This is a genomic window from Salipiger sp. HF18 (assembly GCF_011806505.1).
GTDB classification, from domain to species: Bacteria; Pseudomonadota; Alphaproteobacteria; order Rhodobacterales; family Rhodobacteraceae; genus Salipiger; species Salipiger thiooxidans.
On sequence record NZ_JAATOS010000127.1, the window covers coordinates 1 to 10,157 of the forward strand.

A 10,157-nucleotide genomic window follows, 5' to 3' on the forward strand; every position below is an offset into this window, starting at 1 on the left:
TGAAAGGCGGCATCCGGGCGTCCGTTCGTCTCTTGTAAAGGATTGCGCGGTAGAGCGTTCGGGGAGGGATCAACCGAAGGCAGGCGCATGGCACGGGAACAGCTCGAACGGTTCAGGCTCGTCGACCAGGCGCAGGAGGATCTGCGCAGTGCCGGGCGCATGCTGATCCCCGATCTCGATGCGGTGCTCGAGGCGTTCTACCGCCGCGCGCTGGCCGATCCGGTCGCCGCAGCCTTCTTCGCCGATGACAGCCGCGTGGCCCATGCCCGCGCCGCCCAGAAGGCGCACTGGACGAGGCTGCTCTCGGGCGATCTGGGCGAGGCGTATTTCACCTCGATCGAACACATCGGCCGGGTGCACGCGGCCATCGACCTGCCGCTCGAGCTTTTCGTGTCCTCCTATGCGCTGGCCTCCAGCGACTTGCTCGAACGGTTGCTCGCCAAGCTCGGCCTGCGGTTGGTGGGTCCCTCCGCCGCACGCTCCCGCCGCATCGTCAGCGCCGTGACCCGCGCCTTCATGCTCGACATCGAGCAGGTCACCGACGTCACCTTCCGGGTCTGGGGCGAAGAGCAGAAGAAGGCCTTCGACCATCTCGAGGCCGCGATCGACGAGCTCGCCGACGGCAACCTCACCCACGCGGTGCCGGGCCCGGGCGAAAGCGACTTCCCCGCCGCCTACGACGACGTGCGGGTCAAGCTGAACGGCGCCGCGCGCAATCTCGAGGCGCTGTTCGCGCGCGTTGCCCTGTCGATGGAGGATCTGCTGAACATCGTGCAGACAGTCAGCGGCTCGGCGGACGAGCTCTCGCGCCGCACCAGCAGCCAGGCCGCCTCGCTGGAAGAGACCACCGCCGCGATGCAGATGATCAACGAGAGCGTTCGCTCCACCAGCGAGCGCACCTCCGAGACGCGGGGCATCTTCGACAGCGCCAGGCGCGAGATGTACGAGAGCTCGCAGGTTGCTGGCAACGCCGCCGACGTGATGGGCGAGATCAAGACCTCCTCCGAGAAGATCGCCCAGATCATCGGGCTGATCGACGACATCGCCTTCCAGACCAACCTGCTGGCCCTCAACGCAGGCGTCGAGGCCGCGCGCGCCGGCGAGGCCGGGCGCGGCTTCGCGGTGGTGGCGGGCGAGGTGCGGTCGCTGGCGGCCAACTCCTCGGACGCCGCGCGCGAGATCCGGGCGCTGATCCAGTCGAGCTCGGATCAGGTCAAGCACGGCGCGGTGCTGGTCGAAAACGCCCGCAGCTCGCTGGAGCGGGTGGTCTCGGGCTTCTCGTCGATGTTCGACGTGGTCAGCAGCATCGCCGAGTCTTCGACCGAACAGTCCAAGGGCATGCAGGAGATCAGCCAGAGCATCATCGAGCTCGACCGCATCACTCAGAGCAATGCCTCGATGGTGGACCAGACCTCGGACGCCATGGACGGCATCCGCCGCATGGCCGAGGACACCCGCACCCAACTCGGCTCCCTGCGCTTCCGCCAGCAGGGCGGCAGCATGGAGATCGGCTGGGGCGATGGCGATGAGGACCTGCAGCGCACCGGCTGATCGCGGGGTGCGGCGCACTTGTGGCGGGCGGCACAGCTCCGGGCAGGATGACAGCCGCCTTGTGCGGCCCCTGCCCTACCCGTGCAGGAACCAGAGCAGGATCAGACCGGTCACCACCGTCAGCAGCCCGAGGTTGCGGCGCATCTCGAGCGGCATCTCGCGGAGCGCCTCGAGCAGGCGCTCCACAAGCGAAGGGGCCAGTGCATAGACCAGCCCCTTGAGGATGAGGACCATCGCGATCCCCGTGCCGATGTCGGTCAGCGTCACTCGCTGGCCGGCGGCGTGTCGTCCGCCGGCTCGGAGCCGGAGGCCGGGGCCTCGGGCGCCGGGGCCGTGTCTGCCGCCGGTGCGTCAACGGCCGGTGCGTCCTCAGCTGCCGGCGCCGCGTCGGACCCGGGTGCTTCGGATGCCGGCGTTCCCGGCACGTCCGAAGACGCCTCCGCACCTGCTTCCGCAGCCCGTCCGTTACCGTCCTGGTTGTTGAAATAGGTGAAGAATTGCGACCCCGGCGTCATCACGATGGTCGAGTTCTCGCCGGTGAGCGACGCCTCGTAAGCCTGAAGCGAGCGGTAGAAGGCGAAGAACTCGGGATCGGCGCCATAGGATTCGGCGAAGATGCCGTTGCGCTCGGCGTCGGCCTCGCCTCGGATCACGTTGGCGTCGCGTTCGGCCTCGGAGCGGGTCTCGACCACGGTCCGGTCGGCCAGCGCGCGGACCCGCTGCGCCGCCTCGTTACCGCGGGCGATCTCGTCGGCCGCTTCCCGTTCCCGCTCGGCGCGCATCCGGGCGAAGGTCGCCTCAAGGTTCTGCGACGGCAGGTTGGTCTGCTTCAGCCGCACGTCCACCACGTCGAGCCCCAGCGACCTTGCAGAAGCACGGGCCTGGTCACGGATGCGGTTGGTAAGCGCCCGGCGGTCCTCAGAGAGGATCACGTCCGAGGTCACCTGGTCGGCACCCAGCACTTCGCGGATCTGCGCGTTGAGGATGCCCGAGAGCCGGTCCTCGGCGGTGCGCACACCGCCCACGCCGACAGCCTGGCGGAACTGCACCACGTCGGCGATGCGGTAGCGCGCGAAGGCGTCGACCACGAGGCGACGGTCGTCCGACGGCGTCACCTCGATGGTGTCGGTGTCGAGCGAGAGGATGCGGTCATCGTATTTCACCACCTCCTGGATGAAGGGGATCTTGAAGGCGAGCCCGGGCTCTTCCTTCACCGACTTGATCTGGCCGAACTGCAGCACCAGCGCCTTTTCACGCTCGTCCACGACGAAGACCGAGGACAGCAGAAGCACCAGCACGATGACGATGGCCGGAAGGATGTAGGTCGTCTTGCGCATGGATCAGTTCCCCCCCGTCGTCGTGCGCGAGCGGTTCAGCTCGTTGAGCGGCAGGTAGGGCACCACGCCGCCGCCGGATCCGGTCAGCGCCTCGTCGAGGATGGTCTTGTCCACGTCGCCCAGCACCCGTTCCATGGTCTCGAGGTAGAGACGGCGGCGGGTCACCTCGGGCGCCTTGGCGTATTCCTCGAGCACGGCGGTGAAGCGCGATGCCTCACCCAGCGCGTCGTTCACGACCTGCGCACGGTAGCCCTCGGACTGCTCGCGGATCTGCGCCGCGTCGCCGCGGGCCTCGGCAACCACGCGGTTGGCGTAGGCGTCGGCCTGGCGTTCGAGACGGTCGCGTTCCTGCTCGGCGGCCTGCACCTCGCGGAAGGCGTCGATCACCTCGCGTGGCGGGTCGGCGGTGTCGAGGTTGATCCGGACGATGGTGATGCCGCTCTCGTACTCGTCGAGCGTCGCCTGGATCTGCTCGAGCGCGGTGTCGGCGATGATGCCACGGTCGCGGTTGAGGATCGGCGCGAGGTTCGACGCAGCGATGATCTCGCGCATCACGGCCTCGGAGACCGCCTGGACCGTCAGCTGCGGGTCACGGATGTTGAACAGCAGTTTCGCCGGGTCCGAGATGTTCCAGACCACCTGGAACTCGATGTCCACGATGTTGGCGTCGGTGGTCAGCATCAGGCCGTCGGCATCGCGGCCGGCGCCGATGGTCTCGGTCCGCTCGGAGGTCACGTTGACCACTTCGGCGCTCACGAAGGGCCATGGCGCGAAGTTCAGACCGGGGTTGCCGGTCGAGCTGTACTTGCCGAGGAACAGTTCCACCGACTGCTCTTCGGGCTTCACGGTGTAGAAGCTCATGTAGCCCCAGAGCCCCACAGCCACCAGCGCCGCGATGGCCACGGTGCCCTTCGTGATGCCAGGGCCGCCCGAGCCGCCGCTGCCGCCCGAGGGCGTGCCGCCGCCGTTGCCGCCGCGCCCGCCCATGAGCACGCGCAGACGCTCCTGGCCTTTTTTCATCAGCTCGTCGATCTCGGGGATCTGCGGGTCGTCGGGCTTGCGCCCGCCGTTTCCTCCTCCGCCACCGTTCGGCGGCCTGCCACCACCGCCACGATTGCCACCGCCGCCCCAGGGGCCGCCGCTGTTTCCTGCCATGAAGCTCTTTCCCTTCCCCTCAGTTCTTGTCCGTTGCCCGCGTTCGGGCCTGTCCTGTCGTCCCGGGACCCAGCGCGCTCCCCGCGCCGGACATCCGGCAGAATCTGGGTATTCTGACCGCAGATTCAATAGCTCCGGGTCGGTTTGCGCATGGTTACGATCTCTTCCGACATGGTCGGATGAACGGCAACCGTGCGGTCGAAGTCCTCTTTGGTCGCGCCCATCTTCACCGCGATGCCGGCCAGCTGGATCATCTCGCCCGCGCCGGGTGCGACGATGTGACAGCCAAGCACCTTGCGGGTCTCCTTCGAGACCACGAGCTTCATCAGCACCCGGTCGGGGCGGCCGGCGAAGGCGCTCTGCATCGGGCGGAAGGAGGTCGAGTAGATCTCGACCGGCTCGCGGTCGCGGGCCTCTTCTTCGGAGATGCCGACGGTGCCGAATTCGGGCTGGGTGAACACCGCCGAGGGGATCAGCTCGTGATCCACCGGGGTCGGGTTGCCCTTGAACACGGTCTCGACGAAGGCCATGCCCTCGCGGATCGCCACCGGGGTCAGGTTCACCCGGTCGGTGGCATCGCCGATGCAGTAGATCGACGGCACCGAGGTCTGGCTGTACTCGTCCACAAGCACCTCGCCGCGGCGGCCGAGCTTCACGCCGACCTCCTCGAGTCCCATGTGGTCGGTGTTGGGGCGGCGGCCGGTGGCGAAGAACACCTGGTCGAAGACCTTCGCGTCGCCGTTGGTCGCTTTGACGAGGATCGGGCCGGAGCTGTCGCTGCCCTCGGGGGCCACTTCGCCGCTTTCCAGCATCGGCGCGCCGAGCACGCCCTCGGAGCCGCCGGTCATGTCCTCGGGCGTGGCGCAGCGCATCTCGACCAGGTCGGTGCCGACATGCAGCTTGATGCCGCGCTCGGTCATGCTGTCGGCGATGAGACCGCGGGCCTCCTCGTCGAAGCCACGCAGGATCTGGGCGCCACGATAGTATTGCGTCACCTCGACCCCGAGCCCGTGCAGGATGCAGGCGAATTCGCAGGCGATATAGCCGCCACCGACGATGAGCACGGTCTTGGGCAGGCGCTCGAGGTGGAAGATGTCGTCCGAGACGAGGCCCAGATCGGCGTTCGTCAGATCGGGCCGCACCGGGCGGCCGCCGGTGGCGATGAGGATGTGCTTGGCGGTGAAGGTCTCGCCGGTCGAAAGCTCGACCGTGTGCGCGTCCTTGATCGTGGCGCGGGCGTCGTAGCTGTCGACGCCGGAGTTCTTCAGCAGCGAGCGGTAGACGGACTCGAGCCGATCAAGCTCGGCGTTGAGCTTGTCCTTGAACCCGGACCAGCCGAAGCTGCCGGCCGCGATGTCCCAGCCGTAGCGCCGGGCATCCTCGGCCAAGTCACCGTATTCGCTGGCAAAAACCATCAGCTTCTTGGGCACGCAGCCGCGGATGACGCAGGTCCCGCCGTACCGGTCGGCTTCCGCGAGCGCCACCTTGGCACTGGCCTCGCCCGCCGCGACGCGGGCCGCGCGCACGCCACCGGATCCGCCACCGATGACGAAGAGATCGTAGTCGAAATCGCTCATCACGCACTTCCTGTTCTGGTGTTGCCCCGGGTATCCCACAGCCCCGCCCGGATGACCAGACGTACCGGGCCCGCATGGCGCGCCGCGCAGGGGCGATGCGCCCCCCTGCCCCGCAGGCCACCCCCGCAAACGAAACCGCCCGGCAGGGGCCTGCCGGGCAGTGCGTTCCTGTGGCGCGCGAGGCGCCGGGATCAGATGTCGCGGAACAGGTTGTCGTTTTCGGCGAGCGCGATCTGCTCCTCCGAGGTGGTGCCCGCGTTGATGTCGCGCACCTCGACCCGGCCGTCGCCGTAGCCGATCACCACCTGGTCGCAGATGTCGATGAAGAGTCCGTTCTCGACCACGCCCGGGATCTGGTTCAGGATCAGCGCCAGCTGGCGCGGGTTGCCGATGCGCGTCAGGTGCAGGTCCAGGATGAAGTTGCCCTCGTCCGTGCGGTAGGCAGAGTCGCCGTCCATCCGCAGCGTAATCTGGCGGCCCATCACGTCCATCGAGACCAGCGCCTCTTCGATGAGCGCCTGCGACGCGGTCCAGCCGAAGGGAATGACCTCGACCGGCAGCGGGAAGGCGCCCAGCGTCCCGACCTCCTTGGCGGCGTCGGCGATGACGACCATCTGGTCCGAGGCGGTGGCCACGATCTTTTCCTGCAGCAGCGCGCCGCCGCCGCCCTTGATCAAGCTCAGCTCGCCGTCGAATTCGTCGGCGCCGTCGATGGTGAGGTCGAGCCAGCGCGCCTCTTCCAGCGTGATCACCTCGATGCCGACCTCGCGGGCCAGCTCTGCCGTGCGGGTCGAGGTCGGAACGCCGCGGAACTTCAGCCCCTCCTCGCGCACCTTCTCGCCAAGGCAGCGGACGAGCCAGGCGGCGGTGGAGCCGGTGCCGAGCCCGACCCGCATCCCGTCCTCGACGAATTCGGCGGCGCGCTTGGCTGCGACGAACTTGGCCTTGTCGATCGGCGAAAGCTCTCCGGTCATGGTGATCCCCCAAGAATCTCTGTTTGCGCGGCCTTATAGTCAGCCCGGTGCCACCGCGCGACAACATATTCGGATGCCGAGAGGGCTTTTCCGCCGCCAAGGCTTATCTGTACGGCGCAATGACGCATTCATCCTGTTCGGCCCCCCCGACCTGCGCTACCAAGAAACGGATTTTCCGCGAACAGGGGGCCCGCGCATGTTCCTTTCCGTCTTCGACATGTTCAAGATCGGCATCGGCCCGTCATCCTCGCACACCATGGGGCCGATGGTGGCCGCCGCGCGCTTCCTCGACACACTGCGCGCCGCGCCCTTCGAGCCGCATGGCCTGCGCGCGTCGCTGCACGGCTCGCTCGCCTTCACCGGCGTCGGCCACGCGACCGACCGGGCCACGATCCTCGGGCTCGCGGGTTTCACCCCCGAGGGCTACGAAGCCGAGGCCGCCGAGACCGAGATGGCGCGCATCGCCGCCGAAAAGCAGATGACCCCCGAGGGGCTGCCGCCGCTGGTCTTCGACCCGGCCACCGACCTGCGCTTCGACTACGAGCACAACCTTCCCGGCCATGCCAACGGCATGATGCTGCACGCCACCGACGCGCAGGGCGACGTGATCCTGTCCGAGACCTACTACTCGGTCGGCGGCGGCTTCGTCCTGACCGCGGCCGAGCTCGAGGCGGGCGATGACGTGGACCACGGGCCGCGCGTCCCCTACCCGTTCCGCTCTGCCGCAGAGATGCTCGAGATGGCCAATGCATCGGGGCTGGGCATCGCCGAGATGAAGCGCCGCAACGAGCTGTCGCGCCGTCCCGCGGCGCATCTCGACGAGGGGCTCGAGCGGATCTGGGAGGTCATGAACGGCTGCCTCAGCCGCGGGCTGGCCTCGGACGGCGAGCTGCCGGGCGGGCTGCGGGTGAAGCGCCGCGCCAAGGGCATTCATGACGCGCTCAAGGAAGAATACGGCCGCAACCTCACCGCGCCCCATGTCATCAATGACTGGATGAGCTGCTACGCCATGGCGGTGAACGAGGAGAACGCCGCCATGGGCCAGGTCGTGACCGCGCCCACCAACGGCGCCGCCGGCGTGGTGCCCGCGGTGATCCGCTACTGGCTGGATTTCGTGCCGGGCGCGCATTCGAGCCGGGTGCCCGAGTTCCTGCTCACCGCCGCCGCCATCGGCGGGCTGGTGAAGTACAACGCCTCGATCTCGGGCGCGGAGGCCGGGGGCCAGGCCGAGGTCGGCAGCGCCGCGGCGATGGCGGCGGCCGGGCCCTGCGCGGTGCTGGGCGGGCCGCCCGCACAGATCGAGAACGCGGCCGAGATCGCGCTCGAGCATCACCTCGGCATGACGTGCGACCCGGTGAAGGGGCTCGTGCAGGTGCCCTGCATCGAGCGCAACGGGCTCGGCGCAATCAAGGCGGTGTCGGCGGCCTCGCTGAGCCTGCGCGGCGACGGCACCCACCTCGTCCCGCTCGACGCCTGCATCGAGACCATGCGGCAAACCGGGCGCGACATGGCCCGGGAATACAAGGAAACCTCGCTCGGCGGGCTCGCGGTCAACGTCCCCAATTGCTGAGCGGCACCCCCCGCTCAACGCTTCGCTTCGCGACATGAAAAGACCGGTCCCCAAGGCGATTGGGGGCCGGTCTTTTTCGGATCGCTTTTCGTATCGCTGCCGTGCAGGTCAGCAAACAGCGCCGCCCGTGGGCGACGCTGCGGCGATGTCAGCCTCAGGCGGCGCGACGGCGCGGACGGCGTCCACGACCCTCGCTGCCACCGGGCTTGCCATGCGCGGCGGGCTTGAAGCCGCCCTTGCCGGGGCCGCCACGGCCACGACCGCCACCGCCGCCGCCACCACGACGACGGCTCTGGCCGCCGCCCTCGGTCAGCGCCGTGGGAGCCTCGCCCGAGGCCACGGGGATCTCGATCTTCATCAGCCTCTGGATCTGGCGCAGCAGGTCCGCCTCATCCGGAGCGCAGAAGGCGATGGCCTCGCCCTCGCGGCCGGCACGCGCGGTGCGGCCGATGCGGTGGACGTAGTTGTCCGGCACCTCGGGCAGGTCATAGTTCACCACGTAGGCCACGCCCGGAATGTCGATGCCACGCGCGGCGACGTCGGTCGCCACCAGCACGTTGATGTCACCGTCGCGAAACGCCTTGATGGCGCGGTCGCGCTGGCCCTGGCTCTTGTTGCCATGGATCGAGGCGGCGTTGAAACCGTCGGCGACGAGTCCCTTCATCAGCCGCTCGGCACCGTGCTTGGTGCGCGAGAACACCAGCGTCAGCGCGTCCAGATCCTGGCGCAGGACCTCGCGCAGCTTGCGCGGCTTGTCGTCCTTGCCGAGGAAGTGCACCGACTGGGTGATCTTGTCGGCGGCCTTGCCCGGAGGCGAGACCTGCACCCGGCGCGGGTTGGTCAGGTAGGCGGCCGAGAGCTCTTCCATCTGCTTCGGCATGGTGGCCGAGAACAGCATGGTCTGGCGCGGCGTGCCGAGCTTGGGCGCGATCTTGCGCAGCGCGTGGATGAAGCCCAGGTCGAGCATCTGGTCGGCCTCGTCCAGCACCAGCTGGCGGGTCTGCGACAGGTCGACTGACTTGCGGTCCATCAGGTCGATGAGACGGCCGGGCGTGGCGACGAGGATGTCGGTGCCGCGAGACAGGAAGTTGATCTGGCGGTTGATCGACTGGCCGCCGACGACGGTGCCGACGCGCAGCTTGGTGCCTTCGGTCAGCTGGCGCAGGCTCTCGGCGATCTGGTTGACCAGTTCGCGGGTCGGGGCCAGCACCAGCGCCTTGACGGTCTTGGGCAGGGGCTTGCCGGGCTGGGCCAGCAGCGCGTCGATCAGCGGCAGGCCGAAGGCCAGCGTCTTGCCGGTGCCGGTCTGGGCGAGGCCAAGCACGTCATGACCTTCGAGCGCCAGCGGAATGGCCTGGTTCTGAATCGGGGTGGGTTCCGAGAAACCGTTGCGCTTCAGAGCGTCGGAGAGGGTCGGCGCGAGGCCGAGCATGTCGAAATCGAACAAGAAGTATCCTTTGCGGAACCGCGCCCCCGCTTGGGACACGGCATGGCGCCACCCGCCTTGCAGGGCGGTGTGGACAGGGTGCCGCGCGGCCTCGGGACAGGCGGGCGTCTCCCGCCGCGTCTGGCCGTCGCGTTCAGAACCCTGCGTGATGGGGAACCTTTAGGTGGCAACGCTGTTGCGCCCGACCCGTCCCGTCGTTCGGGACCGATCGTTCATGGCGCGGCTAGTTCACGCGGCAGCGCAGCGTTACCGCCCATGTGGGGCAAAACCGTCCACAAGTCAAGCACGGTGCGTCACGATGAGTGACCCTTTCGCCCGCCCGCGCCCCGGGACGGGGCCGGACAGGCGTTGATTTTCCGTAATCCCGGGCCGGTTGCGCCTCAGGACACCAGCGCCGGTGCGCCAAAGCCCTGCTCGAGCAGCTCGCCCGCCTCGAGGCAGATGTCCTCACGCCACGGCGCCGTCACGAGCTGCACCCCCGAGGGCACGCCGTCGATGACCCCGGACGCGATCGAGATGCCCGGCAGCGCCAGCAGCGGGATGGCG

The 10,157-nt window shown here is 68.5% G+C and carries 8 protein-coding genes; 2 read left to right on the top strand and 6 right to left on the bottom strand.

Going from position 1 to position 10,157, the window contains the following annotated elements:
* The first annotated feature begins 87 nt into the window (after positions 1-87).
* The gene (locus HC022_RS12495; RefSeq protein WP_089955603.1) at positions 88-1,551 is read left to right on the top strand and encodes a methyl-accepting chemotaxis protein; all 1,464 of its coding nucleotides are present in this window, start codon (positions 88-90) and stop codon (positions 1,549-1,551) included.
* A 75-nt stretch (positions 1,552-1,626) separates the two neighbouring features.
* Here the strand turns inward: HC022_RS12495 and HC022_RS12500 are convergent, their stop codons facing one another.
* From HC022_RS12500 to rpiA, 5 genes are all read right to left on the bottom strand, one after another.
* A complete protein-coding gene (locus HC022_RS12500; protein ID WP_167452653.1) occupies positions 1,627-1,818 on the bottom strand; it encodes a DUF2065 domain-containing protein in 192 nt (63 codons plus the stop codon).
* Entirely contained in the window at positions 1,815-2,888 is a 1,074-nt protein-coding gene (hflC, locus tag HC022_RS12505; protein ID WP_167452654.1) for a protease modulator HflC, read from the bottom strand. The genes HC022_RS12500 and hflC overlap by 4 nt, the downstream gene beginning before the upstream one ends.
* A 3-nt stretch (positions 2,889-2,891) precedes the next feature.
* The gene (gene hflK, locus HC022_RS12510) at positions 2,892-4,043 is read right to left on the bottom strand and encodes an FtsH protease activity modulator HflK (RefSeq protein WP_167452655.1); all 1,152 of its coding nucleotides are present in this window, start codon (positions 4,041-4,043) and stop codon (positions 2,892-2,894) included.
* 125 nt (positions 4,044-4,168) lie between these two features.
* Entirely contained in the window at positions 4,169-5,620 is a 1,452-nt protein-coding gene (locus tag HC022_RS12515; protein WP_167452656.1) for an FAD-dependent oxidoreductase, read from the bottom strand.
* A 191-nt stretch (positions 5,621-5,811) separates the two neighbouring features.
* Positions 5,812-6,594: a ribose-5-phosphate isomerase RpiA gene (gene rpiA, locus HC022_RS12520; RefSeq protein WP_167452657.1), complete on the bottom strand. Its 783-nt coding sequence runs from the start codon at positions 6,592-6,594 to the stop codon at positions 5,812-5,814.
* Between the two features lie 196 nt (positions 6,595-6,790).
* Between rpiA and HC022_RS12525 the strand changes: the two genes are divergently transcribed.
* Positions 6,791-8,164: an L-serine ammonia-lyase gene (locus HC022_RS12525; RefSeq protein WP_167452658.1), complete on the top strand. Its 1,374-nt coding sequence runs from the start codon at positions 6,791-6,793 to the stop codon at positions 8,162-8,164.
* 154 nt (positions 8,165-8,318) lie between these two features.
* Here HC022_RS12525 and HC022_RS12530 read toward each other — a convergent pair whose 3' ends face one another.
* Entirely contained in the window at positions 8,319-9,611 is a 1,293-nt protein-coding gene (locus tag HC022_RS12530) for a DEAD/DEAH box helicase (RefSeq protein ID WP_008886161.1), read from the bottom strand.
* Positions 9,612-10,157: the final 546 nt, after the last annotated feature.

Excerpts from the sequence above, each read along its gene's own strand:
- HC022_RS12495 (WP_089955603.1), top strand. The coding sequence starts at position 88 with ATGGCACGGGAACAGCTCGAACGGTTCAGGCTCGTCGACCAGGCGCAG.
- hflC (WP_167452654.1), bottom strand. The coding sequence starts at position 2,888 with ATGCGCAAGACGACCTACATCCTTCCGGCCATCGTCATCGTGCTGGTG.
- hflK (WP_167452655.1), bottom strand. The coding sequence starts at position 4,043 with ATGGCAGGAAACAGCGGCGGCCCCTGGGGCGGCGGTGGCAATCGTGGC.
- HC022_RS12515 (WP_167452656.1), bottom strand. The coding sequence starts at position 5,620 with ATGAGCGATTTCGACTACGATCTCTTCGTCATCGGTGGCGGATCCGGT.
- rpiA (WP_167452657.1), bottom strand. The coding sequence starts at position 6,594 with ATGACCGGAGAGCTTTCGCCGATCGACAAGGCCAAGTTCGTCGCAGCC.
- HC022_RS12525 (WP_167452658.1), top strand. The coding sequence starts at position 6,791 with ATGTTCCTTTCCGTCTTCGACATGTTCAAGATCGGCATCGGCCCGTCA.